Raw genomic sequence first — 25650 nt, 5'->3', positions numbered from 1 at the left:
CTCCCAACAAAAAGAGAGTCAGCCTTTGACGGCTCCGCCCAGCGCGTTGCCGCGCAGGAACATCCGCTGGAACACGAGGAACAGCACGACGGGGATGACCGTCGAGATAGCCAAAGCAGCGAGGAAGACGTCCAGCTCGACGAACTTCTGCAACGCCGGCAGCCGGACCGAGAGGGGCTGGACCGCCGGGTCGGGCAGCACCAGCATCGGCCAGAGGAAGTCCTTCCAGGCGGCCACGATCGCGAACACCGAGACGACGCCGAGGATCGGGCGTGACATCGGCAGCACGACCGACCAGAACAACCTCAGCGGGCCCGCGCCGTCAACGCGAGCGGCTTCGAACACCTCGCGCGGGAGGTTGTCGAAGAACCGTTGCACCAGCAGGATGTTGAACGCGCTGGCGCCCGAAGGCAGCCAGACCGCCCAGAACGAGTTGATCAGCGAGAAGTCGACCATCGACAGGTACAGCGGCACCAGCAGCACGACGGCCGGCACGAACAACGTCGTCAGGACGACGCCGGTGAGCACCTTCCGGTAGCGCGGGCGCAGCACCGACAGCGCGAACCCGGCCGTCGTCGCGACGATCAGCTGCACCAGCCACGACCCGGCGGCGACCCACACGGTGTTGAGGAAGTACTTGTCGATCTGCACGCGCGTCCACGCCGTCGAGAGGTTGGCCAAGTCGATCCCGTGCGGCCACAGGGACAGCGGGTCGCGCAGCGTGTCCTGGGTCGGCGTGACCGCCGCCTTCGCCAGCCACAGCATCGGGCCCAGGCCGGCCAGGAACAGGGCCGCGAGCAACAAAGCGTGCAGGGTGCGGGTGGTGCGGCGGACGACGGGGCGCCGCCAGTCCGACGGCGAGAGCAGGGCGCGCGTCATGACTTGCTCCAGGCGCGGGTGAGGCGGAAGTACACGGCGGAGAACAGGCCCAGCACCAGGGCGAGCAGGACGCTCAACGCCGTCGCGGCGCCGTAGTCGCCGCCGAGGCTGTCGGCGAAGGCGTAGTCGTAGACGAGCAGCAGGATCGTGGTCGTCGACCGCGCCGGGCCGCCGCCGGTGAACAGGAACGGCTCGAGGAACACTTGGGCCGTGCCGACGATCTGCAGGATGAACGTGATCAGCAGGACGCCGCGCAGGTGCGGCAGCGTGACGTGCCAGACCTTGCCCCGGACCGACGCGCCGTCGATCTCGGCCGCCTCGTACTGCTCGGGCGGGACGCTGGTCAGGGCGGCGAGGTAGATGATGATCGTGGCGCCGGCCGCGGCCCACGTCGCCTCCGCGACCAGCGAGAACATCGCCGTCGACGCCGACTGCAGCCACGGCGCCGGGCTGATCCCGACCGCGCCCAGCACGGTGTTGAACACGCCGTTCGGGCTCGCGTCGTAGAAGAACTTCCACAGCAGCACGGCCACCACCGGCGGGATCACCACCGGCAGGTAGGCCAGCGCGCTGTAGAGGCCCTTCGCCCGGCGGACCTCGCTCATCAGCACCGCGGCGGCGAGCGGGATCGGGTAGCCGAGCAGCAGCGCGAGCACGGCGAACCACAGCGTGTTGCCGACGGCGTTCCACAGCTGCGGATCACCGAGGACAGCGCGATAGTTGTCCAGCCCGACGAACACCGGGTCGGAGACGAGGTTCGTCTGCTGGAAGCTCATCACGACGGCCTGGCCGATCGGCCGCCACGAGAACAGCCCGAACACGGCCAGCATCGGCAGCAGGAACAGCACCGTGCCGAGGCCGCCGCGCACCCACGTCAGCGGGGTGCGCCGGCGGCGGGCCCGGGCCGGGGGCGGGGTCACCGCCGCCGGCCGGGCCGCCGTGAGCGTCACGGCTTGTCCAGCAACGCCTGGGCCTGCGTCTGCGCGTCGGCCAGCAGGGCGGGGATGTCCGCGCCGCGGTCGGTCAGGACCTTCTGCGCCACCGGGTCGAGCAGGCCGTAGACCTGCTGCGTGGAGCGTGTCGGCTCCGGGATCAGCGGCTGGCCGAACATCTTGTCCGTGTACGGCGTCATCTGCTTCACCGGCACGTTGACGTACTGCGCGATCCAGCCCATCCGCTGGTCGAAGGTCGCCTTGTCGAACACCGGCAGCTCGGGCGAGCCGACGGCCTCGCCGGAGTCCGCGGTCGCCTTCGCGTCGGCGACGGCCGCGGCCTGGTCGGCCTGCTTGCTCAGGTAGTAGAAGTCGATCCACTTCACCGCCGCGGCCTGCACGGCGTCGTTCGCCTTGGCGTTGACGCCGGCGAGCGTGCCGCCGCCGAGGACACCGGCGTTCGGGCCGTCCAGCGGCAGGGCCGTGACGCCGTAGTCGTCCGCCTTGATCGCGTTCTGCGCCTTCAGCGAGCCGTAGTTGCCGCCGCCGGAGACGTACATCCCGATCCGGCCGGCGGCGAAGTCCTGGTTGATGCCGTTCCAGTCGTAGAGGAAGTTGGCGCCCATGCTGTTGTCGTCCCAGCGCATGGTGTGGATGGTCTGCAGCGCGCGGGCCATCTGCGGCGTGTTCAGCGTCGCCGTCGCCTTGTCGCCGGCCAGCTGCTCGGTGCGGCCGCCGAAGGCGTAGTCGAGCGTGGCGAGGATCCACCCGCCGGTGTTGTCGGTGGTCAGCTGGGCGTACCCGGCCTGGCCGGTCTTCTCGGCGATCTGCTTCGCGTCCGTGCGGATCTCGTCCCAAGTGGACGGTGGCTTGTCCGGGTCGAGGCCGGCCTGCTTGAACAGCGTCCGGTTGTAGTGCAGCGCCTGGCCGTGCGCGGCGATCGGGACGGCCCACATCTTGCCGTCGTCGGCCGAGCCGGCCTTCGCGACTTCGGGGTTGAACTTCTTCGCGTACGGCAGCTGGTCGACCAGCCCGCTGATGTCGGCGAGCTGCCGGCGTTCGATCAGGCCGCGGCCGTCGGTGAACGGCATGGTCAGGACGTCGGGGAGCGTGCCGCCCGCCAGCTGCGCGGTGAACGTCGTCGCGTCCCACTTGAACTCCTGCGGGACCAGGTCGATCTTCGGGTTCGCGGTTTCGAACTGCGTGACCCGGGTATTGAACGCGGCGACCGCGCCCTGGTCCAGGCCCGGTTCGATGGACACCTTGACGACGGTCTTGCCGTCGGCGGTGGTGGTGTCGTCGCCACCGGAACAGGCGGTCAGCGCGGCGGCGGCGCACAGGCAGACCGCGGCGATCTTCGAGGACTTCATCGTCACTCCTGGCGGGTTACTGGACTCGCAGCCAGACGGCTGTGTCGGTGGGCAACTGGGAGTCGGCCAGCTCTTCGCTGGCGAGCAGGACTTCGAGGTGGGCGGGCAGGTCGATCGGGGTTTCGCCGAAGTTGACCAGGCAGAGCAGGTCGTCGCCACGGCGGAAGGCGAGGATGTCGTCGCCGTCTTCGCCCGCCCAGGCGAACTCCTCCCCGCGCAACGCCGGTTCGGCCCGGCGCAGCGCGATCATGGTGCGGTAGAGCGTCAGCATCGACCGGGGATCGCCGTCCTGCCGCTCGACCGAGTAGTCACCCCAGTTCGCCGGCTGGGGCAGCCAGGGGGTTCCGGCGCCGAAGCCGAACGCGCTGCCCGCGTCGGACGTCCAGGGCAGCGGGACGCGGCAGCCGTCACGGCCGGGGTCGGTGCCGCCGGAGCGGAAGTGCATCGGGTCCTGCAGGACGTCCAGCGGCAGGTCCTCGACCTCGGGCAGGCCCAGCTCGTCGCCCTGGTAGACGTAGAGCGAGCCGGGCAAAGCCGCCGACAGCAGCGCGGCCGCGCGGGCTCGTCGTTGAGCCTTCGCCAGGTCGGTGGGGATGCCGAAGGCCCGGCCCACGAAGCCGAACGAGCTGTCCTCGCGGCCGTAGCGAGTGGCCGCGCGGGTGACGTCGTGGTTGGACAGCACCCACGTCGGCGGCGCGCCGACCGGGCCGTGGGCGTCCAAAGTGGACACGATGGCGGTGCGCAGCTCGCCGGCGTCCCACGGGCGCATCATGAAGTCGAAGTTGAACGCCGTGTGCATCTCGTCCGGCCGCAGGTAGCGGGCGAAGCGGTGCGGGTCGGCCAGCCAGACCTCGCCGACCAGGACCCGCGGCTCAGCGTAGGAGTCGGCGACGGCCCGCCAGCCGCGGTAGATGTCGTGGATCTCGTCGCGGTCGACGAACGGGTGCGCCTCCGGCGTCACCTCGTTGGGCAGCGCCGGGTCCTTGACCGGCATGGTCGCGGAGTCGATGCGGATGCCCGCGACGCCCCGGTCGAACCAGAAGCGCAGCACGCGCTCGTGCTCGGCGCGGACGTCCGGGTGGTTCCAGTTGAGGTCCGGCTGCTCGGGCGCGAACAGGTGCAGGTACCAGTCGCCGGGCGTGCCGTCCGGGTTCGTGGTGCGCGTCCAGGTGCCGCCGGAGAAGCTGGACTCCCAGTCCGTCGGCGGCCGCTCGCCGTGCTCGCCGCGGCCCGGGCGGAACCAGAACCGTTGGCGTTCCGGCGATCCCGGCCCGGCGGCCAGTGCGGCCCGGAACCACTCGTGCTGGTCCGAGACGTGGTTGGGGACGATGTCCACAATGGTCTTGATGCCCAGCCCGGCGGCTTCGGCGATCAGCTGTTCGGCCTCGTCGAGGGTGCCGAACGCCGGGTCGATGACGCGGTAGTCGGCGACGTCGTACCCGCCGTCGGCCAGCGGCGAGGAGTACCAGGGCGTGAACCAGATGGCGTCCACGCCGAGGCGTTTGAGGTGGGGCAGGCGGGCGCGGACGCCGGCGAGGTCACCGGTGCCGTCGCCGTTCCCGTCGGCGAAACTGCGTGGGTAGATCTGGTAGATGACCGCACCGCGCCACCACGGCGCCGCCTGCTCGGCGGGTGTGGTCAGCGGGCTGGTCGAGAGGTCTGTGGTCACGGGACTCCCGTTCTGGCTCAACGGTTTCCGGAGCGCGGCGAAGGGTGCGGACCCAGGTCCGCGGCGATTAGGTTTAGCGCTATACCTTGATAGACGGTAATGTCGTCCCCGGCCGCTTGTCAACGGCCGGTCCCGTAACCTGGGGCCCGGGTGAGCGAGAGGAGACCGAGGGTGCGCGTCACGCTGCGGGAGGTCGCCGAGCAGGCGGGCGTGAGCATGATGACCGTGTCGAACGTGATGAACGGCAACCGCGCGCGCGTCTCACCCGGGACCATCGAGAAGGTCCAGCGCATCGCGGCCGAGCTCGGCTACGTCCCGAGCGCGTCGGCCCGCAGCCTCGCGACGAAGGCGTCCCGGCTGGTCGGCCTGCTGGTGCCGGCCGCCGACGAGGACAGCCTGATGATCAGCCCGCACACCATGGCGATCGTCGGCCTGATCGAGCGCGAGCTGCGCAAGTACGGCTACCACCTGCTGCTACGCGGCGTCGCCCACCCGGACGAGGTCGCCGAGGCGCTGCGGTCGTGGAGCCTCGACGGCGCGATCCTGCTGGGTTTCCTCGACGAGGAGGTCGGCAACCTGACGAAGAAGACGATCGGCGCGGTCCACGTCGTCGCGATCGACAGCTACTCGGCGAACCGCCTGACGACGGGCACGCGCTCGGACGACTTCGCGGGCGCCCGCCTCGCGGCCCGGCACCTCCTGGACCTCGGCCACCGCCGCATCCTGTTCGCCGGCCCGGCGTTCAGCGGCGTAGGCGTGGTCCACGAACGCTTCGAGGGCTTCTGCCAGGCGTTCGCGGACGCCGGCGTCGCCCGGCCGGACCTGGTGGAGACGGTCAACACGACGTACGCCGAAGGCCACGAACTCGGGCTCGCCCTACCCGATCGCCACCCGGGCCTGACGGCGTTGTTCGCGACGGCGGACATCCTCGCGGTCGGCATCGTCCACGGCCTGACCGAGGCGGGCGCACGCGTCCCGGAGGACATCTCGGTGGTCGGCTTCGACGACCTCGACCTGTGCAACTACGTCACGCCGAAGCTGACGACGGTGTCGCAGGACATCGCGCGCAAGGCGTCGACGGCGGTGTCCATCCTGATGGACTCGATCGAGAAGAGCGAACGCCCGAAGCACCCGGTGACGATCGACGTCTCCCTCGTCGAACGCGAGTCGACGGCTCCGGTCCGGACATAGGAAACGGCCGGTTTCCCTGGGGGAGAGGGAAACCGGCCGTTCGGTGGCGGCGTTCGGGGTTACGCCGCCTGGGCAACCGGCGTCGAAGCCGGGGTCAGGGCGAGGTCGAGGACCTCGCGGACGTTCGCCACCGCGTGGACGTCCAGCTGGGACAGCACCTCGGCCGGGACGTCGTCCAGGTCCGGCTCGTTGCGCTGCGGGATGATCACCGTCTTCATCCCGGCCCGGTGGGCGGCCAGCAGCTTCTGCTTGACGCCGCCGATCGGGAGGACGCGGCCGGTCAGGGACACCTCGCCGGTCATCGCGACGTCCGCCTTCACGACGCGGCCCGAGAGCAGCGACGCCAGCGCCGTCGTCATCGTGACGCCCGCCGACGGCCCGTCCTTCGGGACCGCGCCGGCCGGCACGTGGACGTGGATGCCGCGGTTCTTCAGGTCACCGACCGGCAGTTCCAGCTCCGCGCCGTGCGAGCGCAGGTAGGACAGCGCGATCTGGACGGACTCCTTCATCACGTCGCCGAGCTGGCCGGTCAGCTGCAGCCCGGACGCGCCGGACTCCTGGTCCGCCAGCGACGCCTCGATGTAGAGGACGTCACCGCCGGCACCGGTCACCGCCAGGCCCGTGGCCACGCCGGGGGTCGCGGTCCGCTGGGTCGACGCGGGCAGCGACGACTCCGGCAGGTGACGCGGCCGGCCGAGGTAGTCCGGAAGGTCGGAATCGTCGATCGTGAGCGGCAGGGTGGCCTGGTCCAGCGCCACCTTGGTCGCGATCTTGCGCAGCACCTTCGCGATCGTGCGGTTCGCGGCGCGCACGCCCGCCTCGCGGGTGTACTCGGCGGCGATCCGGCTGAACGCGGCGTCCGTCAGGCTGACGTCGGCAACGCTCAGGCCGGCGCGCTCCAGCTCGCGGGGGAGCAGGTGGTCGCGGGCGATGGTGACCTTCTCGTGCTCGGTGTAGCCGTCCAGCGTCACCAGCTCCATCCGGTCCAGCAGCGGGCCGGGGATGGTTTCCAGGGCGTTGGCCGTCGCCAGGAACACGACGTCGGACAGGTCCAGCTCGACCTCGAGGTAGTGGTCGCGGAACGTGTGGTTCTGCTCCGGGTCCAGCACTTCGAGCAGCGCCGCGGTCGGGTCGCCGCGGTAGTCGGCGCCGATCTTGTCGATCTCGTCGAGCAGCACGACCGGGTTCATCGAGCCGGCTTCCTTGATGGCGCGGACGATCCGGCCGGGCAGCGCGCCGACGTAGGTGCGGCGGTGGCCGCGGATCTCCGCCTCGTCGCGGATGCCGCCGAGGGCGACCCGGACGAACTTGCGGCCCATGGCCTTCGCGACGGACTCACCCAGCGACGTCTTGCCGACCCCGGGAGGGCCCGCGAGGGCGAGCACCGCGCCGGATCGACGTCCGCCGACCGGGCCGAGACCCGACTCAGCGCGACGCTTCCGGACGGCCAAGTACTCGATGATGCGTTCCTTGACGTCGTCGAGACCTGCGTGGTCGGCGTCCAGCACCGCTCGTGCGGCCGCAATGTCGTAGACGTCCTCGGTGCGTTCGTTCCAGGGCAGCTCCAGGACGGTGTCCAGCCAGGTGCGGATCCAGCCGCCCTCGGGGGACTGCTCGGACGTCCGGTCCAGCTTGTCCACCTCGGCCAGCGCGGCCTTCTTCACGGCGTCGGGCAGCTCCGCGCCTTCGACGCGGGCGCGGTAGTCCGTGTCGTCGGTGCTGCCGTCGAGCTCGCCCAGCTCCTTGCGGATCGCTTCGAGCTGGCGGCGCAGCAGGAACTCCTTCTGCTGCTTCTCCATGCCTTCGGAGACGTCCTTGCGGATCGTGTCGGTGACCTCGAGCTCGGCCAGGTGCTCCTTGCTCCACTCGAGCGCCTTCTCCAGGCGCGCGGTGACGTCGAGCGTGGTGAGCAGCTCGACCTTCTGGTCGGTGTCGAGGTACGGCGCGTTGCCGGACAGGTCGGCGACCGCGGACGGGTCCTCGACCTGCTGGACGGCGTCCATCAGCTGCCAGCCGCCGCGCTGCTGGAGGATCGAGATGACGACGGCCTTGTACTCGGCCGCGAGCTTCGCGGTCTGGTCATCAGTGGTTTCGGGGGCGTCCTCGGCGTGCACCCAGCGGGCGGCGCCGGGGCCGTCGGCCATCCGGCCGACGAGCGCGCGGGCGGTGCCGCGCAGCAGGACGGCGGCCTTGCCGCCGGGCACGCGCCCGATGCGCTCGACGGTCGCGACGGTGCCGTACTCGGCGTACTCACCGTGGACGCGCGGCACGATCAGGACCTCGGCCTTGGCGGTGCCGGCCGACCGGATGCCGGGGAAGGACGCCTGGCTGGGCGTGCCGGCCTGGGCGGACTCCACCGCGGCCCGCGTCTCGGTGTCGGTGAGGTCGAGCGGGACGACCATGCCCGGCAGCACGACGTCGTCATCGAGCGGGAGCACGGGCAGGAGGCGGGTGTCGGACATGTGCACTCCTCGGGTAGTTGAGTCTGCCTTGCTCAACTCTCCGATAGGCGTGTTTGTTTCCGATGGTGCGTTCGCCCACAGCGATCAGGGAAAGCGCAGGTCAGCAAGGTCAAGAGCGCCCCAATGTGGCGTTGGGTGCGTTGGACGCACCGAACGCCACATTGGGTGCGTCAGATGCACCCAACGCCACATTGGGGCGTTTGGGGCCACGCCCGATCGGTCGGTGCGGAAAGCGCAGGTCAGAGGCTTGGGCGGCGGGCGACGGCGCACCAGGCGAAGGGCCGCGTCTCCAGATCCAGCACCGTCGGACGCTCGTCGGGACGCCAGTCCGGCAACGATGTCATCCCCGGCGGCAAGAGCGGCCAGCCGCCGAACCAGGGGAGCAGCTCTTCCGCCGTGCGCAGCCACGCGGGGTTCGTCGTGGCGCGGTAGGCGTCGATGAATCGTTTCACCTCGGCCGCGCGGGCCGGTGGGGCGTCGTCGCGGCACGTGCCGTGCGTCAGCGCCAGCCAGCTGCCCGGCGCCAGCTTCGCCCGGTACGTCGCCATCAGGCCGTCGGGGTCGTCGGACGGGCCGACGAAGTGCATCACCGTGATCATCAGCAGGCACACCGGCCGCGACCAGTCGATCAGGTCCGACACGACGTCGTCCGCGAAGATCTCCGCGGGCCGCCGGATGTCCCGCTCGACCAGGCCCGCCCAGTCCGTCGCGTCTTCCTTCTCCAGGATCAGCCGCGAATGCGCGGCCGCCACCGGTTCGTAGTCGACGTAGACCACCGACGCGCGTTCACCGTCGGGCAGCAGCTCCCGGACGATCTCGTGCACGTTGCCCGCGGTCGGCACGCCGGAGCCGAGGTCGACGAACTGCCGGACGCCGGCGTCCATCGCGGCCGAGACGACGCGGTTCATGAACGCCCGGTTCTGCCGCGAGATCGGCCGGATCAGCGGCCACACCTTCTCCACGCGGCGGCCGAACTCGCGGTCGACCGCCCAGTGGTGGTTGCCGCCGAGGTACCAGTCGTAGACGCGCGCGGCGGACGGCTTCTCGGTGTCCACCCCGGCCGGCGCGATCGGCGCTCCTTCGCTCATCCGAAAGGCTTCTCCGCGATACCGCACCACGCGTACGGGCGGGCTTCGGCTTCCAGGACGTTCAGCTTCCGGTCGGGCCGCCAGTCCGGCAGGTGCACGATGCCCGGCTCCAGGATCGGCCAGTCGCCGAACAGCGGCTCGATCTCCTCGCGGGTGCGCAGCCACACCGGGTTGCTCGTCTTCCGGTACTGCTCGACGAACCACCGCAGCCCGGCCAGCGACTCGCCTTCGCCGTCACCCTCGCTCATCTGCGAGATCGCCAGCCAGCTGCCCGGCGCGAGCGCGTCGCGGTACGCCTTGAGCAGGCCGTGCGGGTCGTCGTCCGGGCCGACGAAGTGCAGCACCGCCATCATCATCACGCAGACCGGCTTCGAGAAGTCGATGAGTCGTTTCGTCTCGTCCGCGCGCAGCACGGCCTTGGCGTCGCGCATGTCGGCCTGGACGATGCCGGCCCAGTCGGTCGCCGCCTCCTCTTCGAGGATGAGCGTCGCGTGGGCGACGGCGACCGGCTCGTAGTCGACGTAGACGACCGTCGCGTCGTGCTCGTCCGGCAGCTCGGCCTCGACGACCTCGTGGACGTTGCCGGCCGTCGGGACACCGGAGCCGAGGTCGATGAACTGGCGGATCCCGGCCTTGAGCGCCGCGCGCACGGCGCGGTTCATGAACTCGCGGTTCTGCTTGGAGCCGGGGCGCACGAGCGGCCACTGCTGTTCCACGCGCCGCCCGAACTCGCGGTCCACGGCCCAGTTCTGGGTACCGCCGAGGTACCAGTCGTAGATCCGGGCCGCGGACGGCTTCTCCGTGTCGACGCCCTCGGGTGCTCTGGGCGCGGCGTCCCGCTCGTTCACTTCGGCTCCCCATCCCTCGAGTCCTGGCGCCAGCCTATAAGGACGGAGTGCGACCGGTAATCCGCCAGTAGTTCACCGAACGGCTGGGCGACGCTGCCAATACGTCCACAGCGGCCGGTAGCCCTGGGCGTACCAGAACGGCGTCGAAAGCGGGTTCGCCGCGGCGTGGTGCAGCAGGACGACGTCGGTGCCCTCCCCGTCGAGCACCTGGTGGGCGTGGGCCGACAGCGCGGTGCCGACACCGGACGACCGCGCCGCCTCCGCGACGGCCAAGGACGACAGGTAACCGACGCGCTCGGCCTTGACGCGGTCGCTGATCCAGCCGGTCTCGCCCGGGTGCTGGACGTTCACCATGCCGAGCGCGCGGCCGTACAGCTCGGCGATCCACAACGGCGGTTCCGGCCGGTTGAGCTGCTCGGCGAGGTCCTTGGCCAGGATGTCCTCGACGCCCGAGCGCAGGTTCACCGTGCCGTACTGGGCGTCGAAGGAGTGCAGCTCCATCCCCAGCGCCACCGCGGTGTCGAGGTCGCCGGGCTCGGCCCGGCGGATCTTGACGCCCGGGGTGCCGCGCGGGCCCTCGGGGATCATCCGGTCGGCCGGGCGGACCGCGACCACGCGCAGCGGCGCGAAGCCGTGGTGCAGCATTTCGCGCGTGCCGGCGGCGTCCCGGCTGGCGCGCGGGAGGACCGCCGCGGTCTCGGTGTCGCCCGGTTCGGCGACCGCGCGCAGATGTTCATCCCATCGGGTGAGGATGGCGTCGAGCGCGGCGGCCGGCCGCGGGCCCGCCAGCTGGAGGTCGAGGCGGTGCTCGGTGAGCGCGCGCCACGGCGCGTTGGGGGCGTCGCGGTCCACCTGGACGCGGGACGCGCGCCCGGTCGCGGCCGAGTCGCCGAGGTCGACGTCCAGCACCACCGCGTTTTCGGTGCTCTCGAAGGGGGAAGAGCCGGGGAGGAGGGGGTCCACCGCCGCGAGCCGCGTCGCGTGCTCGGTGGCAATCACATCGCTGTGCATGGGGCACATTGAAGCGCTAACCGGCCGGGAATGCGTAGAGGGTGCCTCGGCGATAGGGGCTACCTGATGTTTCACCCCTTGGTCCACGCAGGTCAGCGCTATCGAGGCATTGTTAACCCTGGGGTGATCTCCTACTGTCTCGAAAGGGACATGAGTACGCCCTACGGGGTACGGTATGGCCCTTGTCCACACCTGACGTCACGGATCAGGGCCGGTGGGCAATCCGGGAGGGAAGAACGGATGCCGGAGACCAACGCGCACGGGGACGCCGTGGCGCAGCCCGGGCCGGGCGGTCCCGAGACCGCGCCGCTCCCCGTGGCCTCCGCCGAGGCCCGGACCGACGAACGCCGGTTCCGCGCCTACACCTTCGCGGTACTGAGCCTGGGACTCGTCGCCGCGTTCGCGGTCGGCTCGTGGCTGCCGTTCCACTGGGACAGCAAGCTGCTGTGGATCGGCCCGGTCCTCGCGGTCGCGTTCCTGCTCGCCGAGCAGCTCGGCATCAACGTCGACGTCCGCAGCGGCATCTCGTGGACCATCTCCTTCACCGAGATCCCGCTCGTCATCGGCTTCTTCATCGCGCCGTTCGAGGTCGTGCTGGCCGCGCACCTGGTCGCGGGCATCGGCACGCTGCTCGCGCGGAAGGTCGCCGGCCGCGTCCTCTACAACGCGGGCGCGTTCCTGCTCGAGATCACCGGCGCCTTCGCGGTCGCCGGTCTGGTGAAGGTGGCCGTCGGCGCCGGTGCGGGCAGCGAGATCCCGTGGGTCGCCGCGCTCGCCGGCACGCTGACCGCGCCGCTCGTCAGCACGCTGCTCGCGCTCGCCGCGGTGCGCGTGCTGCGCCGCCGGATGCGCGTCAGCACCGCCGTCCGGCTCACCGCGCGGATCCTGGTCGTCGGGTTCGTCAACGCGTCGGTCGGCCTCTCCGGTTACCTCGTCATCTCGAACACGCCCAAGGCGTGGCCGCTGGTGCTCGCCGTCTTCCTCGGCCTCACCGCGCTCTACTGGGCCTACTCCGACCTGCTGCGCGAGCAGCGGGACATGGAGGCGCTCTCGGACGTCAGCCTGATGGTCGCCCGGTCCGGCCAGCAGGCCGCGGCGCGCCCGGCCAGCCGCGCGGACGAGCTCGTCGGCGGCGTCGACGTCCGCGAGTGGGCGACGATCGCCGAGCGCATCAAGGACCAGCTCGCCGCCGGCCGCGTCGTGCTGCGGCTGCGGCTGGAGCCGAAGGACACCATGCGCGTCGTCGTCGCGGGCGACGACCTGCCGGCCGCCGACCCGGGCGCCGACGACCCGCTGCTGCGCCTGCCCGGCGCGCACGTCCGGCATTTCCGGATCACCGAGGCCAACCCCGACGTCCGCACGGCGCTGCTCGACCGCGGCGCGCAGGAGGCGCTCGTCGTCCCGCTGCGCAGCGCGAACCAGCTGCTCGGCGTCGTCGAGGCGCACGACCGGCTGTCCCGCTGGCGCGGCTTCGGCAAGTACGACGTCCAGCTGCTCGGCACGATGGCCAGCCACCTCGCGACGTCGCTGGACAACCGGCGGCTGCTCGCGACCCTGCGCCACGACGCTTACCACGACCCGCTCACCGGGCACCTCAACCGGCCGGGCTTCCGGCAGGTGGCGAAGGAACCGTTGCGGGACTTCGCGAACGCCGTCGTGCTGCGGATCGACCTCGACGTCTTCTCCACCGTCTCCGACGCGCTGGGCTACGCCTGGGCCGACCGGATGGTCATCGCCGCCGGCCGCCGCATCCGCGACGCGCTGGGCCCCGACGTCCCGCTGGCCCGGCTCGAAGGCGCGTCGTTCGCGGCGCTGCTCGTCGGCACCCCGCCGGAGGACGCCCACCACGCGGCCGAGCGGCTGCGCGAAGAGCTGTCCGCGCCTTACCCGGTGGACCGGCTTTCGGTCGAGGCCAACGCGATGATCGGCTACGCGACGACGTCCGCGGAGGAAGCCGGCGACGCCGTCGACATCGAAGGCCTGCTGCAGCGCGCCGACGTCGCTGTTCGCGCTACCAAGGGCGGTGAGGAGGTCCGCGGCTACGTGCCGAGCATGGGCCAGATCTTCCTGCGCCGCTTCCAGATGGTCACGCAGTTCCGGCAGTCCCTCGAAGACGGCCAGGTCAGCGTCCACTACCAGCCGAAGATCACCCTGCCGAACCGGCAGGTGGCCGGCGTCGAGGCGCTGGTGCGCTGGGTGCACCCGGAGTTCGGCAGGCTCGGCCCGGACGAGTTCGTCCCGGCCATCGAGGCGGCCGGCCTGATCGGCGTGCTGACGTCGTTCGTGCTCGGCGAGGCGCTGAAGCGCTGCCGCAAGTGGCTCGACGAGGGCCTGCGGATCTCGGTGGCGGTCAACCTGTCGGTGCGCAACCTGGCCGACGAGGACTTCCCGAACAAGGTGGCCCGCGAGCTGGACCGCGTCGGCATCCCGCCCGAGCTGCTGACGTTCGAGCTGACCGAGTCCGGCGTGATGTCCGACCCGCAGAAGGCGCTGCCGATCCTGCGCGAGCTGCACTCGCTGGGCATCACGCTCGCGGTGGACGACTTCGGCACCGGCTACTCGTCGCTGGCCTACCTGCGGCAGCTGCCGGTGGACCAGGTCAAGATCGACAAGAGCTTCGTCCTCGGCATGGGCACCGACCTCGGCGACCTGGCCGTGGTGCGGTCGATCGTCGAGCTGGGCCACTCGCTGGGCCTGACGGTGGTCGCGGAAGGCGTCGAAGAGGACGTCGCGCGCGATCAGCTGGAGGCGATGGGCTGCGACGTCGCCCAGGGCTACCTCATCTCGCGGCCGCTGCCGGAGGACCGCCTGGAGGCGTGGCTGCAGGCCCGCACGGCGCGGTCTCCCGGTCGCCACTCCGAGACCGTCCTGACCCTGCTGACCTGAGGTTTTGCGGGAAGGGGACCCCGGTTGCACAGCCGGGTGACGGGACTTGGTAATCTTTCCAAGTCCTCGCGAGAGGCCAGGCCCCTTTAGCTCAGTCGGCAGAGCGTCTCCATGGTAAGGAGAAGGTCTACGGTTCGATTCCGTAAAGGGGCTCACGACCTCAGCCGCGTCACGCCTGCGTGTCGCGGCTTGGGTCATGCAGGGCGGTGTAGCTCAGCTGGCAGAGCAAGCGGCTCATAATCGCTGTGTCGCCGGTTCAAGTCCGGCCACCGCTACGCGGTAACGACTGGGGCTCGCCCCGGGACCTGAGAGAGAAGGAAACGCTGTGGCTGCCACCGACGTGCGACCCAAGATCACGCTGGCGTGCGAAGAGTGCAAGCACCGCAACTACATCACCAAGAAGAACCGGCGCAACAACCCGGATCGCCTGGAGATGAAGAAGTTCTGCCCGAACTGCGGTACGCACCGGACGCACAAGGAAACCCGCTGACGTAGCGCGTTCTCACCAGCTTTCAAGAAGCCGCCCTGGATCACCGGGGCGGCTTCTTGCTGTTGGTAGCCTCCACCGGTGCCCTTGGACGAGTCGTTCACCGGACGGGTTTACCCGCCGCAGACCAGCTACGAAGTGAGCCGGGAGAAGATCCGGGAGTTCGCCGACGCGATCGGCGACCAGAACCCGGTCTACCGGGACCCGGAGGCAGCGAAAGCCGCCGGTCACCCGGACGTCATCGCGCCCCCGACGTTCCTCACGATCATCAACCTCGCCTCGATCAACTCGATCGTCACCGACCCCGAGCTCGGCCTCGACTACTCGCGGATGGTGCACGGCGACCAGCAGTTCTCCTACAGCCGCCCGGCGCACGCCGGCGACACGCTGCTGCTGACGACGCACATCGACCGGATCATGGCCCGGGCCGGCAACGACTTCATCAACCTGCGTGCCGAGATCACCGACAGCGCCGGCGCGCACATCGCCACCACGCGCGCGCAGCTCGTGGTGCGGGGGGAGGCCGCGTGAACGTCGGCGACGAACTGCCCGCCCTCGAGGTCCGGATCACCCGCGACCAGCTGGTCCGCTACGCCGGCGCGGCGCTCGACTTCAACCCGATCCACTGGAACGAGGCGTTCGCGAAGGACGTCGGCCTCCCCGACGTCATCGCGCACGGCATGCTCACGATGGCCGTGTCCGGCCGCGTGGTGACGGACTGGCTCGGCGACCCGGGCCGCCTGGTCGACTTCAGCGCCCGCTTCACGCGCCCGGTGGTCGTCCCGAACACCCCGGAAGGCGCGCTCGTCGAGATCACCGGCAAGGTCGGCGCCCTGCAGGACGACGGCATCGCCCGCATCGACCTCGTGGTGAAGTCCGACGGCAAGACCGTGCTGGGCAAGCCCCAGGTCCTCGTCCGCGTCTGACCGCTAAGGCAGCTTCAGCAGGGTCACCACGACGTCGGCCATGCCCTGCTCGCCGCGCGCGTTGGGGTGCATCGGCGCGGCGGGCGAGGCCGGCAGCAGGCCCTCCACCCAGCGCTTGCCCGAGTCGGCGCACACGTCGTGGCCCTTGCCGGGCGTCGCGGTGTCGGCGAAGCCCGCGCGGTGGGACTTCGCCTGGTCCTCGAGCATCGAGTTCAGGTTGGCGAGCCCGTCGCGGAAGTACGCGACGTCGCCCGAGCCGAACGGCAGCACGGGCCAGCAGCCGTCGCCGTCCGGGAGGACCGTGGGGTAGCCGACCACGATCACCTTCGCCTGCGGCGCCTTGGCGTGGATCTTGTCGAGCACCGCGCCCACCTTGGGCGCGGTGCTCGCGATCCGCTCGGCGATCTGGTCGTGCCCGCCCGCGGTCAGCTTGTCCTTGCAGGGTGACGCCGACGGGTGCGCCGTCGCGCAGGACGGCGCGATCCCCAGGAAGCCGACGTCGTTGCCGCCGATGCCGAGCGTCACCAGCGTGGTCTTCCCGTCGACCGCGTCCAGCTGGGGCGGGTTCGAGCCGTTCGACGTCTTCTGCGTGCTGCTCAGGCTCGCGGTCGTCGCGCCGCCGCAGCTGACGTCGGCGAACTCGGCCGGCTTCACCTTGGCCGTCACGAGGTGCGGGTAGTTGTCGTCCGTGCGCTCGCAGCCCGCCGGCTGGCCCGCTTGCCCGCCGGTGCGCGGCGAAGACGTGTACGAGTCCCCCAGGGCCACGTAGCGGCCGCTGCCGCCGCCGGTGTCCGCGCCGTCCGGGGGCGCCGCGGACGAGCCGTGCTGCCACTTGTAGTACCCGAAGATCAGCAACCCGGCCACGAGCACGACCACGAGGCAGCCGCCCCCACCGCTCTTTTTCGCCACTAGTCCGTTTCTACCGGCCGCCGTCGCCGGTGCACCTAGTCAATCCGGGTGACGCCCTGCGCGATCAGGTCGTTCACCAGGCCGGCGCCGGTCTCCGGATCGTCGACGCTCACCAGCACGGTCCGGCCGTTCTCCAAGGTCAGCTCCAGCGCCGGGCCGCCGCGCACCTTGTACGCCGTCGTGCCGGTGACCGCGTTGAAGCGCAGGCCGAGCCCGCCGTCGCCGAACGTCGTCAGCTCGCGCACGGCAGCCTCGCGGATGTCGCTCAGTTCGAGGTGCCGCCACGGGAAGCCGAGGAGGCCGAAGCGGATCGTCACGCCCGTGCCGTCCACCTTCGCCCGCAGCCGGTACGTCAACGCCGCGACCACCGCGCCGACGAAGCCGATCCAGACGGCCGTCGGCCACGGGAGCCCGGCGGGCAGGAACGCGATCGCCGGGGATCGCCAGCAGTGCCCAGAGCATCGCCGGGTTGGCCGCCCGGCCCGACCAGAACGCCCGCTGCCCCGGCCGGAGCCCGACGCTCGGCCGGTTCGCCCCGGTCCGGTGCTCGCGAGCCGGCGTGGGCAGGCCGCCGACGAACCCGGCCACGACGCCGAGCCCGGCCACGCCCAGCAGGAAGAGCAGGACCAGGGCGCCCCCTCGTGCCGCGTGCCAGTCCGGCGCGTCGAGGTTCAGCGCGAGCGTCGACAGGAGGACGGCGGACGGCATCACGGCGAGCCCGGCGCCCATCCCGACGGCCAGGCGCGGCAGCGGGCGGCCGTTGCGCAGCCCGACGACGGCGATGACGACCACGAGCACGGTCACGACCGCGCCGAGCGCCAGGCACACGGTGACGAACAGCCCGAGGGAGTTGGCGTTGTCCGGCCCGTCGTTCCAGTGCGTCGCGATGGGGTCGGGCAGCCGGTCCCGCCACGCGTTCGCGAGGACGGCGACGACGGCCAGTACCGCGCCCGGCAGCACGGCCGTCGCGATCAGGACCCGGATCAGCTTGGTCATGTGTACTTCTCCTTGATCACCCCGGTGAGCTCGTCCAGGCCGACGCCCGCACGCTTCGCCTCGTCGACGACGTCCGCGACCAGTTCGGTGAGCCGCGCCCGCGACGGCGCGCCGCCGAGCACGACGGCACCACGCCGTCTTCGCAGGTCGATGAGGCCTTCGTCGCGTAGCAGCGCGTACGCCCGCAGCACGGTGTGGACGTTGATCTCGAGCGACGTCGCCAGCTCGCGGGCCGGCGGCAGCTGGTCGCCCTGCGCCGGGTTGCCCGCGGCGAGGGCGCGGCGGAGGGAACCCGCCACCTGTTCGAAGAGCGGGACGGTCGAACTCGGATCGATCCGTACGAGCATAGTTCTAACTGTACTAGAACTAACTGGCCTTTGGATGGGTGAACCTGAACGAGGGATCGACACTTGCGTGCGACGAGGATCACAGCGAGGGTGGGCCCCGCTGAACAAGTCGAACCGAGAAAGGCAGGCAAGCGCTGTGGCCCTGAACCTGAACAAGCTCGTCGACAAGGCTTACGAGGACAAGTCGATCAAGGAGCTGCTGGACGCCCCGCCGTCCGCGCTCGAGGGGCTCACGCCGAAGCACGACGAGCTGCTCGCCGAGCTGAAGATCAAGACGATCCGCGACCTCGCCAACTGGAAGTTCGCGGCCAAGGCGCAGGCGCTCGCCACGCTCGCCGACAGCGAGGCCTGAGCGCGTTCCCCGGGGCCGTTCCGGCGGCTCCCGGGGGCGTCTCAGCCCACCGCCGTGAGCAGCTCTCCGGCGAGGTCCAGGGCGTGGTCGACGTCCTTGGCGACGTAGTGCAGGTCGACCAGGACCTCGGTGATGCCCTCGTCGTCGGCCACGTCCAGGCAGGGCAGGACGTCCTGGACCGTCTCGACGGCGGTGCCCGCCCGGGGGTTGATCCGCAGCACCCGGCGCAGCGTGCCCGGGTCGCGGCCGGCCTTCTCGGCCGCTTCGACCGCGACCGCCCAGAGGCCCTTCAGGTACTGCTGGGGCATCCAGCCGGCCAGCCAGCCGTCCGCGCGGCGGCCGACGCGGGCCAGCGCCGGCGGCGAGAACCCGCCGAGCAGGACCGGCGGCCGCGGGTCCTGGGCCGGGCGCAGGCCCACCGTCGAGGGCGCGATCCGCCACTGCGGCCCTTCGTGGGCCGCCGGGTCGCCGGTCCACAGGGCCTCGAGCGCGTCGAGGACGTCGTCGAGCCGCTTGCCGCGGCCCTCCCACGGCACGCCGGCGGCGAAGTACTCCTCGCGCAGCCAGCCGAGCCCGAGGCCGACGTCCAGCCGGCCCGAACTGGCGAGATCGAGCGAGGTAAGGGCCCGGGCGAGCAGCACCGGGGAGTAGACCGGGCCGGTCAGGGCGCTCATCCCGAGGCGCGCGGTCCGCGTCACGGCGGCCGCGGTGGCCAGCGTCGTGAACGGGTCGGCGAAGGTCTCGAACTCCTTCGGGTACGGGTGCTCCGGCGTCCCGCCGCCCGGGTAGAGGTCCGACGGCTCGAGCGGCGCCAGGATCCGGTCGCCGACCCACAGCGACCGGAAGCCGACGTCCTCGGCGGCGGTCGCGAAGCCGGCGACGGCGGCCGGGTCGGCCAGGTTGCCGTACTGCGGGAGCGCCAGCCCGAGCCGCATCCCGCTCACCGGTCCACGACGGACGGACGTGGCGGCGTTGCCCGGGAGCAGGGGATGCTCGTCATGGCGGACATCCTGGCATGATCGTGTGGCCGGCGGGAGGTTTTCCGCAGGCCGACCGGGGTTCGGCGGTCGCTCGGGGGGCGCGGTTGCGGGCTCTCCCGGGGGTTGCCGTAGACTTCGGGACTTGGAAAGCACTACGGTCATCCCCGCCTGGATGGTGGGGATGCTGGAAGGCGTCCACGGGGGCCCCGAGCGATCGGGACCTCACAGGGGTGTAGCTCAATTGGCAGAGCAGCGGTCTCCAAAACCGCAGGTTGCAGGTTCAAGTCCTGTCACCCCTGCGTAACGGAACTGGTGGAGCGAAGGAGTGGTCGTGAGCGACAGCGACGCCAGCGGCGGCGAGCAGGAGCAGGACGGCACCGGGTCGAAGCCCGAGAGCCAGTCCCGCCCGGTCACAGCCGCTGCCAGGCGTGAACGCCGCGCGACCGCTCGTCCGGCGGGCAAGTCCGCGGCACGTGCGGACGACAAGGCGCGGCCGGCCGGGAAGTCGGGGGAGAAGTCCGCCGACGCGAAGGGCGCTCCGACCCCGAAGCGGGACCAGAAGCCGAAAAAGGCCTCCGTGTTCGCGCGGCTGGTGCGCTTCGTCCGCGAGGTGTGGGCGGAACTGCGCAAGGTCATCTGGCCCAACCGCAAGCAGATGGTCACCTACACCGCGGTCGTGCTGGTCTTCGTGGTGTTCATGGTGGCCCTGGTGAGTGGCCTGGACCTGCTGTTCAAGTGGGGCATCGGCCACGTATTCGGCTGACGCGCCCCGGCGCGCGCCGATGGGGCTTCAGGTCCCGGCCTGACCCCGGCAATGATCAACTGAGAGGACGGAACGTGACCTCCGACAACGGCACAGCAGCCGGTCACGAGCTGACCGAGCTTTCCGACGAGCAGGTGCACGCGGCACTCGGTGACGAGGAGTCCGCGCACCTGGAACCCGTCGACGTGCCCGAAGCCGAAGAGGTTGACGAAGCCGCCTCCGAGGAAGCCGACTCCACAGACGCCGAAACCGCCGAGGTGGCGGACGACGCCGCCGAGAGCGATGACGCCGAAGCCGAGCCCGCCGCGGCGGACGACGACCCGGTCGCCACGCTGCGCGCCGAGCTGGTGGCCGCGCCGGGCGAGTGGTACGTCGTGCACTCCTACGCCGGGTACGAGAACAAGGTGAAGACCAACCTCGAGACCCGCACCACGACGCTGGACGTCGAGGACTACATCTTCCAGATCGAGGTCCCGACCGAAGAGGTCACCGAGATCAAGAACGGCCAGCGCAAGCAGGTGCAGCGCAAGGTGCTGCCCGGCTACATCCTGGTCCGGATGGACCTGAACGACGCCTCGTGGAGCGCGGTGCGCAACACGCCGGGTGTCACCGGGTTCGTCGGCGCCACCTCGCGGCCGTCTCCGCTGACCGTGGACGAGGTGCTGAAGTTCCTCGCCCCGAAGGTCGAGAACGAAGCCCCGGCGAAGGGCGGCAAGGGCGAGTCCGGCTCGGCCTCGGCCCCGCTCGGCGGCCCGGCCGTCGAGGTCGACTTCGAGATCGGCGAGTCGGTCACGGTCATGGACGGCCCGTTCGCGACCCTGCCGGCGACGATCTCCGAGGTCAACGTCGACGGGCAGAAGCTGAAGGTCCTGGTGTCGATCTTCGGCCGGGAGACCCCGGTCGAGCTGTCGTTCACGCAGGTCTCCAAGATCTGACGGCCGCCGCGCGGTCGCAGTCCCCACGTCCACGGCAGGTACGCGGGGAACGTAGTACAGGACAGGAAAAGAAATGCCACCCAAGAAGAAGAAGCTTGCGGCGATCATCAAGCTGCAGATCAAGGCGGGCGCGGCCAACCCCGCTCCGCCGGTCGGCCCGGCTCTGGGCCAGCACGGCGTCAACATCATGGAGTTCTGCAAGGCCTACAACGCCGCGACCGAGTCGCAGCGTGGGGACGTCGTCCCGGTCGAGATCTCCGTGTACGAGGACCGGTCGTTCGACTTCAAGCTGAAGACGCCGCCGGCCGCACGCCTGCTGCTCAAGGCCGCTGGTGTCGAGAAGGGCTCCGGCGAGCCGCACAAGACCAAGGTCGCCAAGGTCACCTGGGACCAGGTCCGCGAGATCGCCAAGACCAAGGAGTCCGACCTCAACGCGCACGACATCGACCAGGCGGCGAAGATCATCGCCGGCACCGCCCGCTCCATGGGCATCACGGTCGTTTAATTGCCTCGACTTCGTCGAGGCGGCGAAATCGCCCTAAGCCGACTTCTTCCCTCCCGATCCGCTCGGCCCGAGGGGCCGATCGAATCGCTCAGTCCAGAAATCGGCGCGATTTCGCGCTAGCTCTAGTGGGAGAGCCCGTGCTGGCTCGGACCACGCTGTCTTAATAATACGAATTAATAGTAAGAGGACAGAAGCATGACCAAGCACAGCAAGGCTTACCGCCAGGCTGCGGAGCTGATCGACAAGGCGCGGCTGTACGCGCCTCTCGACGCCGCGAAGCTGGCGAAGGAAACCTCCAAGACCAAGATGGACGCGACCGTCGAGGTCGCGATGCGTCTCGGTGTGGACCCGCGCAAGGCCGACCAGATGGTCCGCGGCACCGTGAACCTGCCGCACGGCACCGGTAAGACCGCCCGCGTCATCGTCTTCGCGGTCGGCGACAAGGCCGCCGAGGCCGAAGCCGCCGGCGCCGACGCGGTCGGCACCGACGAGCTGATCGAGCGCATCCAAGGTGGCTGGCTCGACTTCGACGCCGCGATCGCGACGCCGGACCAGATGGCCAAGGTGGGCCGCATCGCCCGCATCCTCGGCCCGCGTGGCCTGATGCCGAACCCGAAGACCGGCACCGTGACCCCCGCGGTCACCAAGGCGGTCCAGGACATCAAGGGCGGAAAGATCAACTTCCGCGTCGACAAGCAGGCCAACCTGCACCTGGTGATCGGCAAGGCTTCCTTCGACACCGAGAAGCTGGTCGAGAACTACGCGGCGGCACTGGACGAGATCCTCCGCGCCAAGCCGTCGTCGGCCAAGGGCCGTTACCTGAAGAAGGTCACCTTCGCCACGACGATGGGCCCGGGCATCCCGGTCGACCCGCTGCGGACTCGCAACCTCCTCTCCGAGGACGCGAACGTCTGAGTCGGACATCACCGGAAAGGGCGCTCCCGCTTGCTGCGGGGGCGCCCTTTCTTCGTGTCTCATGGACGTCATGCCGACTTTCGCGTCGTTCGACGGGCTCCAGCTGAACTACACCGTGTGGGAGGGCGACGGCACCGCCCGCCCGGTGCTGCTGCAGCACGGTTTCGCCGCCGACACGAACGCGAACTGGATCTCCACCGGCGTCGTCGCCGCCCTGCGCAAGGCCGGTCTCACGGTCATCTCCCTCGACGCCCGCGGCCACGGCCGTTCCGAGAAGCCCCACGACGAGTCCCGCTACACCGAGAAGACCATGGCCCGCGACGTCTCCGCGCTGCTGGACGAATTGGCCCTCGACGAGGTCTCGATGGTCGGCTACTCGATGGGCGCGATCATCGCCCTGGCGGCAACGGCGGCGGACAAGCGCATCCGCCGCCTCGCGACGGGCGGAGTGGGCTCAGGCATCGTCGACTTCGGCGGCGTGGACCTCCGCGTCGTCAAGCCGGCCGACATCGCCTCGGCCCTGCTGGCGGAGGACCCGGCAACGGTCCCACCATCCGGAGTCCCCTTCCGCCTACTGGCCGACGCAGTGGGCGGCGACCGCCAGGCCCTGGCGGCGGTGGCACTGGCGTCGCGCGAGGGAGTGGTGGACCTGTCGGCCATCGGCGTCCCGACACTGGTACTGGCGGGCGACCAGGACATCTTGGCCGCGGAACCCGAACGTCTGGCGGCGGCGATCGCCGGAGCGCGCCTGGTCCGAATCCCGGGCGACCACATGACGGCGGTCATGGCACCGGCGTTCTCAGAGGCCTTGGTGTCGTTCCTGTCGGCCCCGCACCCGCGCTAGCGATTCCCTGTCGGGGGAGCCGGGCACGTGGCCGGGTCGTTGGAATGACCGGTGATCAGCCACTGCCCCAGCTCCACCTTGGTGAGCGTGAAGCTTCCCAGAAGCGGTCCGCCCTGGACGCTGTACCAGCACGAGTGAATGGTCATCGGGCTTTGGATCAGCATGCTGGAGATGGGCCGCACGGCGTAGATGTAGGAGTTCATGTCCGTGACCTTGCTGCTCAAGGCCGGTACGGCCGAAGCGCAGTCCGGGTAACCGAGGTCGCGGCCGAACTGCAGCTGGGCCTCGTTGCTCATCAGGAGGCAGACGTGGTCGACCTTGCTTTCCGGTGAATCCGGCTTGCCGATCGCGTCGTAGATCCCGCGTACCGCTTGGAACGGGTCGGTGGGCAGGCTCTGGTTGGTGTGGTACTTGCCCCCTCCGTGCTGCACGAACGTCTGTGTGTCCTCGCCTTTGTCGCTGGGGAAGTAGTGGTTGTACAGCCACGTTCCCGCTACCACCAGCACCACGAACGCCAGTACCCACGCGATGATCTTCTTGCCCAGCCACGTCAGCCACTTCGGCGCGGGACGTCGGCGCCGTTCGGCCGGGACGAGCTCGTGTGACGGGCCCGGCGGGAGCGGGGGCTGACCGCCGCCTGAGTACTGCGTGGCCGGGTAGCCCTGGGGCGCCTGGACCACTCCGGCGTCGGGAGGCGGTGCCGGCTGGTTGCCCTGCTGGGTCTGGGTGAACCTCAGGTAGTCCTGGAACTGCTGGAACTGGCGGAACTGCTCCAGCTCCGCCGGATCGACCGGCGGCGGGGAAGGTGGAGTAGCGGGCGTGTTCGAGCCCGCCGGTTCGACTTCCGCGCCCGGCTTTCCGTCATCACGCTGCTCCGCCACGTGACCATGATGCCCTCCGGAGCACGCGAAGGAACCCCCAGCCGCCCTAAACGCAGGTCAGAGGAGGGGCGAACAAAGGGTGTCAAACCCGCAGGGTATAGTTCCCGATAGTTCTACCGAAGACCGCTGGTTATCCGAGTGCCCCCACGGACACGAGGAACGAAGGCCCCGCATCGCCGGGCGGCCCGCGCAGGAGGAACGAGGCCGGACACACTCGTGTGCCCATCAACGCCCCGCGCCTGTTGCGCGAGGGCGTTTTGTCGTTTCGGGGGCTCTTCGGGCCAGTGGAAACACTAGCCAAGAGAGGAGGCGACCATGGCGAAGCCCGACAAGGTGGCGGCCGTCGCCGAGATCGCGGAGAGCTTCCGCAGCAGCTCGGCCACCGTCGTTACCCAGTACACCGGCCTCTCCGTGTCCCAGCTGTCTCAGCTGCGCCGCGCTCTCGGCACCAGTGCCAAGTACCGGGTCGCGAAGAACACCCTCGTCAAGCGGGCCGCTGAGGACGCCGGCGTCACGGGGCTCGAAGACCTGTTCGTCGGCGCGACCGCCATCGCCTTCGTCGAGGGTGAAGCGGTCGACGCCGCCAAGGCGCTTCGCGACTTCGCGAAGGACAACAACGCGCTTGTGATCAAGGGCGGCTACATGGACGGCAAAGCGCTGTCCGTGGACGAGATCAACAAGATCGCCGATCTCGACAGCCGTGAGGTCCTGCTCGCCAAGGCGGCGGGCGCGTTCAAGGCGAAGCTGTCCCAGGCCGCCGCGCTGTTCCAGGCGCCGGCGTCCCAGGTCGCCCGCCTGGCTGCCGCGCTGGAGGAGAAGCAGCGCAACGCCACCGGTACCGAAGCAGCCGAAGCACCCGCCGAGAGCTGATCCACCCCCCATCCCGAACGTTTTCTTAGTTCGTTTTTCTGAGAGGAAGCCATCATGGCGAAGCTGAGCACCGCCGAGCTGATCGACGCTTTCAAGGAGCTCACCCTCCTCGAGCTGTCCGAGTTCGTGAAGGAGTTCGAGGAGACCTTCGACGTCACCGCCGCCGCCCCGGCCGCGGCCGCCGCGCCGGTCGCCGCCGCTGCCGCCCCGGTCGAGGAGCAGGACGAGTTCGACGTCGTCCTCGAGGGCGCGGGCGACAAGAAGATCCAGGTCATCAAGGTCGTCCGCGAGGTCGTCTCGGGTCTGGGCCTGAAGGAGGCCAAGGAGCTGGTCGAGGCCGCTCCCAAGGCCCTCCTGGAGAAGGTCGACAAGGAGGCCGCCGAGGCCGCCAAGGAGAAGCTCGAGGCTGCGGGCGCCAAGATCTCCATCAAGTGATCCCGGGCGCGCAAGCGCCTTGCACCACCTCGTGAAGGGGCGGGCACCCACTGGGTGCCCGCCCCTTCGCTGTGCGATCCCCTAGGAGTGGTGTCCGGTCGGCCCCGGGGTCCCTAAATCGTGGGTTCGGGGCTCGGTTGCCCTGCGACCACGCATTCCGTCGACTAAG

At 70.3% G+C, this 25650-nt stretch carries 26 protein-coding genes and 3 tRNA genes; 16 read left to right on the top strand and 13 right to left on the bottom strand.

Annotation, left to right across the window (positions count from 1 at the left end; genetic code table 11):
* Nucleotides 1-18: 18 nt before the first annotated feature.
* The 4 genes from ACLJQZ_RS20740 to ACLJQZ_RS20725 are packed head-to-tail and all read right to left on the bottom strand — an operon-like array spanning nt 19 to nt 4850.
* Nucleotides 19-879 (bottom strand): carbohydrate ABC transporter permease, encoded by an 861-nt coding sequence (locus tag ACLJQZ_RS20740; protein WP_410621579.1) that lies wholly within the window; start codon nt 877-879, stop codon nt 19-21.
* Nucleotides 876-1829 carry a carbohydrate ABC transporter permease gene (locus ACLJQZ_RS20735; RefSeq protein WP_410621578.1) on the bottom strand — a complete coding sequence of 318 codons (954 nt, stop codon included), beginning with the start codon at nt 1827-1829 and terminating at the stop codon, nt 876-878. The genes ACLJQZ_RS20740 and ACLJQZ_RS20735 overlap by 4 nt, the downstream gene beginning before the upstream one ends.
* A complete protein-coding gene (locus ACLJQZ_RS20730; protein ID WP_410621577.1) occupies nt 1826-3181 on the bottom strand; it encodes an ABC transporter substrate-binding protein in 1356 nt (451 codons plus the stop codon). Before ACLJQZ_RS20730 ends, ACLJQZ_RS20735 begins: the two co-directional genes overlap by 4 nt.
* 16 nt (nt 3182-3197) lie before the next feature.
* Nucleotides 3198-4850: a glycoside hydrolase family 13 protein gene (locus ACLJQZ_RS20725; RefSeq protein ID WP_410621576.1), complete on the bottom strand. Its 1653-nt coding sequence runs from the start codon at nt 4848-4850 to the stop codon at nt 3198-3200.
* Between the two features lie 171 nt (nt 4851-5021).
* Between ACLJQZ_RS20725 and ACLJQZ_RS20720 the strand changes: the two genes are divergently transcribed.
* Entirely contained in the window at nt 5022-6041 is a 1020-nt protein-coding gene (locus tag ACLJQZ_RS20720; RefSeq protein ID WP_410621575.1) for a LacI family DNA-binding transcriptional regulator, read from the top strand.
* A 59-nt stretch (nt 6042-6100) separates the two neighbouring features.
* On the opposite strand, the gene lon is transcribed toward ACLJQZ_RS20720, so the two are convergent.
* From lon to ACLJQZ_RS20700, 4 genes are all read right to left on the bottom strand, one after another.
* A complete protein-coding gene (gene lon, locus ACLJQZ_RS20715) occupies nt 6101-8503 on the bottom strand; it encodes an endopeptidase La (protein ID WP_410621574.1) in 2403 nt (800 codons plus the stop codon).
* A gap of 239 nt (nt 8504-8742) precedes the next feature.
* Nucleotides 8743-9591 (bottom strand): SAM-dependent methyltransferase, encoded by an 849-nt coding sequence (locus ACLJQZ_RS20710; protein WP_410621573.1) that lies wholly within the window; start codon nt 9589-9591, stop codon nt 8743-8745.
* Nucleotides 9588-10439: an SAM-dependent methyltransferase gene (locus ACLJQZ_RS20705; protein ID WP_410621572.1), complete on the bottom strand. Its 852-nt coding sequence runs from the start codon at nt 10437-10439 to the stop codon at nt 9588-9590. The genes ACLJQZ_RS20710 and ACLJQZ_RS20705 overlap by 4 nt, the downstream gene beginning before the upstream one ends.
* Nucleotides 10440-10511: 72 nt before the next feature.
* Nucleotides 10512-11450, bottom strand: a complete 939-nt coding sequence (locus tag ACLJQZ_RS20700) for a GNAT family N-acetyltransferase (RefSeq protein ID WP_410621571.1) — start codon at nt 11448-11450, stop codon at nt 10512-10514.
* Nucleotides 11451-11690: 240 nt separating this feature from the next.
* On the opposite strand from ACLJQZ_RS20700, the gene ACLJQZ_RS20695 reads away from it, so the two are divergent.
* The 6 genes from ACLJQZ_RS20695 (at nt 11691) to ACLJQZ_RS20670 (ending at nt 15749) form a co-directional block, all read left to right on the top strand.
* Nucleotides 11691-14336, top strand: coding sequence for a putative bifunctional diguanylate cyclase/phosphodiesterase (locus ACLJQZ_RS20695; RefSeq protein WP_410621570.1), 2646 nt, complete (start codon nt 11691-11693; stop codon nt 14334-14336).
* Nucleotides 14337-14416: 80 nt separating this feature from the next.
* Nucleotides 14417-14489: transfer RNA gene (locus tag ACLJQZ_RS20690), tRNA-Thr, on the top strand.
* 49 nt (nt 14490-14538) lie between these two features.
* Nucleotides 14539-14611: transfer RNA gene (locus ACLJQZ_RS20685), tRNA-Met, on the top strand.
* Between the two features lie 50 nt (nt 14612-14661).
* Entirely contained in the window at nt 14662-14826 is a 165-nt protein-coding gene (rpmG, locus tag ACLJQZ_RS20680; RefSeq protein ID WP_005152047.1) for a 50S ribosomal protein L33, read from the top strand.
* Nucleotides 14827-14904: 78 nt separating this feature from the next.
* Nucleotides 14905-15354, top strand: coding sequence for a MaoC family dehydratase N-terminal domain-containing protein (locus ACLJQZ_RS20675; protein ID WP_410621569.1), 450 nt, complete (start codon nt 14905-14907; stop codon nt 15352-15354).
* The gene (locus tag ACLJQZ_RS20670; RefSeq protein ID WP_247060461.1) at nt 15351-15749 is read left to right on the top strand and encodes a MaoC family dehydratase; all 399 of its coding nucleotides are present in this window, start codon (nt 15351-15353) and stop codon (nt 15747-15749) included. The genes ACLJQZ_RS20675 and ACLJQZ_RS20670 overlap by 4 nt, the downstream gene beginning before the upstream one ends.
* A 3-nt stretch (nt 15750-15752) precedes the next feature.
* Here ACLJQZ_RS20670 and ACLJQZ_RS20665 read toward each other — a convergent pair whose 3' ends face one another.
* The 3 genes from ACLJQZ_RS20665 to ACLJQZ_RS20655 form a co-directional block, all read right to left on the bottom strand.
* Nucleotides 15753-16658, bottom strand: coding sequence for an SGNH/GDSL hydrolase family protein (locus tag ACLJQZ_RS20665; protein ID WP_410621568.1), 906 nt, complete (start codon nt 16656-16658; stop codon nt 15753-15755).
* A gap of 35 nt (nt 16659-16693) precedes the next feature.
* Nucleotides 16694-17026, bottom strand: a complete 333-nt coding sequence (locus tag ACLJQZ_RS20660; RefSeq protein WP_410621567.1) for a hypothetical protein — start codon at nt 17024-17026, stop codon at nt 16694-16696.
* Nucleotides 17027-17650: 624 nt separating this feature from the next.
* On the bottom strand, nt 17651-18001 hold the full coding sequence (locus tag ACLJQZ_RS20655) for a GntR family transcriptional regulator (protein ID WP_410621566.1): 351 nt from the start codon (nt 17999-18001) through the stop codon (nt 17651-17653).
* A gap of 136 nt (nt 18002-18137) precedes the next feature.
* Here ACLJQZ_RS20655 and ACLJQZ_RS20650 point away from each other — a divergent pair, with 136 nt between their 5' ends.
* Nucleotides 18138-18353, top strand: coding sequence for a hypothetical protein (locus tag ACLJQZ_RS20650; RefSeq protein ID WP_326945992.1), 216 nt, complete (start codon nt 18138-18140; stop codon nt 18351-18353).
* Between the two features lie 41 nt (nt 18354-18394).
* Here ACLJQZ_RS20650 and ACLJQZ_RS20645 read toward each other — a convergent pair whose 3' ends face one another.
* Entirely contained in the window at nt 18395-19288 is an 894-nt protein-coding gene (locus ACLJQZ_RS20645; RefSeq protein WP_410621813.1) for a TIGR03619 family F420-dependent LLM class oxidoreductase, read from the bottom strand.
* A 271-nt stretch (nt 19289-19559) separates the two neighbouring features.
* Here ACLJQZ_RS20645 and ACLJQZ_RS20640 point away from each other — a divergent pair.
* The 6 genes from ACLJQZ_RS20640 (at nt 19560) to ACLJQZ_RS20615 (ending at nt 23295) form a co-directional block, all read left to right on the top strand.
* Nucleotides 19560-19632: transfer RNA gene (locus tag ACLJQZ_RS20640), tRNA-Trp, on the top strand.
* Between the two features lie 26 nt (nt 19633-19658).
* A complete protein-coding gene (gene secE / locus ACLJQZ_RS20635) occupies nt 19659-20096 on the top strand; it encodes a preprotein translocase subunit SecE (protein ID WP_247060469.1) in 438 nt (145 codons plus the stop codon).
* Nucleotides 20097-20170: 74 nt separating this feature from the next.
* Nucleotides 20171-21031 carry a transcription termination/antitermination protein NusG gene (gene nusG / locus ACLJQZ_RS20630; RefSeq protein ID WP_410621565.1) on the top strand — a complete coding sequence of 287 codons (861 nt, stop codon included), beginning with the start codon at nt 20171-20173 and terminating at the stop codon, nt 21029-21031.
* Between the two features lie 73 nt (nt 21032-21104).
* Nucleotides 21105-21536 carry a 50S ribosomal protein L11 gene (gene rplK, locus ACLJQZ_RS20625; protein ID WP_155548843.1) on the top strand — a complete coding sequence of 144 codons (432 nt, stop codon included), beginning with the start codon at nt 21105-21107 and terminating at the stop codon, nt 21534-21536.
* A gap of 195 nt (nt 21537-21731) precedes the next feature.
* Nucleotides 21732-22451, top strand: a complete 720-nt coding sequence (gene rplA, locus ACLJQZ_RS20620; protein WP_326945995.1) for a 50S ribosomal protein L1 — start codon at nt 21732-21734, stop codon at nt 22449-22451.
* 70 nt (nt 22452-22521) lie between these two features.
* Complete coding sequence (locus ACLJQZ_RS20615) at nt 22522-23295, top strand: alpha/beta fold hydrolase (RefSeq protein ID WP_410621564.1); 774 nt, start codon at nt 22522-22524, stop codon at nt 23293-23295.
* Here the strand turns inward: ACLJQZ_RS20615 and ACLJQZ_RS20610 are convergent.
* A complete protein-coding gene (locus ACLJQZ_RS20610) occupies nt 23292-24176 on the bottom strand; it encodes a hypothetical protein (protein WP_410621563.1) in 885 nt (294 codons plus the stop codon). The two genes, ACLJQZ_RS20615 and ACLJQZ_RS20610, sit on opposite strands and share 4 nt — an antisense overlap.
* Before the next feature lie 315 nt (nt 24177-24491).
* On the opposite strand from ACLJQZ_RS20610, the gene rplJ reads away from it, so the two are divergent.
* Nucleotides 24492-25046 carry a 50S ribosomal protein L10 gene (rplJ, locus tag ACLJQZ_RS20605; protein WP_247060478.1) on the top strand — a complete coding sequence of 185 codons (555 nt, stop codon included), beginning with the start codon at nt 24492-24494 and terminating at the stop codon, nt 25044-25046.
* 54 nt (nt 25047-25100) lie between these two features.
* Nucleotides 25101-25481 (top strand): 50S ribosomal protein L7/L12, encoded by a 381-nt coding sequence (gene rplL, locus ACLJQZ_RS20600; protein WP_326945998.1) that lies wholly within the window; start codon nt 25101-25103, stop codon nt 25479-25481.
* Nucleotides 25482-25650: the final 169 nt, after the last annotated feature.

Source organism: Amycolatopsis sp. cmx-8-4 (genome assembly GCF_046548675.1).
GTDB lineage: Bacteria > Actinomycetota > Actinomycetes > Mycobacteriales > Pseudonocardiaceae > Amycolatopsis.
Note: the sequence above shows the minus strand (reverse complement) of the source record. Positions and strands in the feature narration are given on the sequence as shown.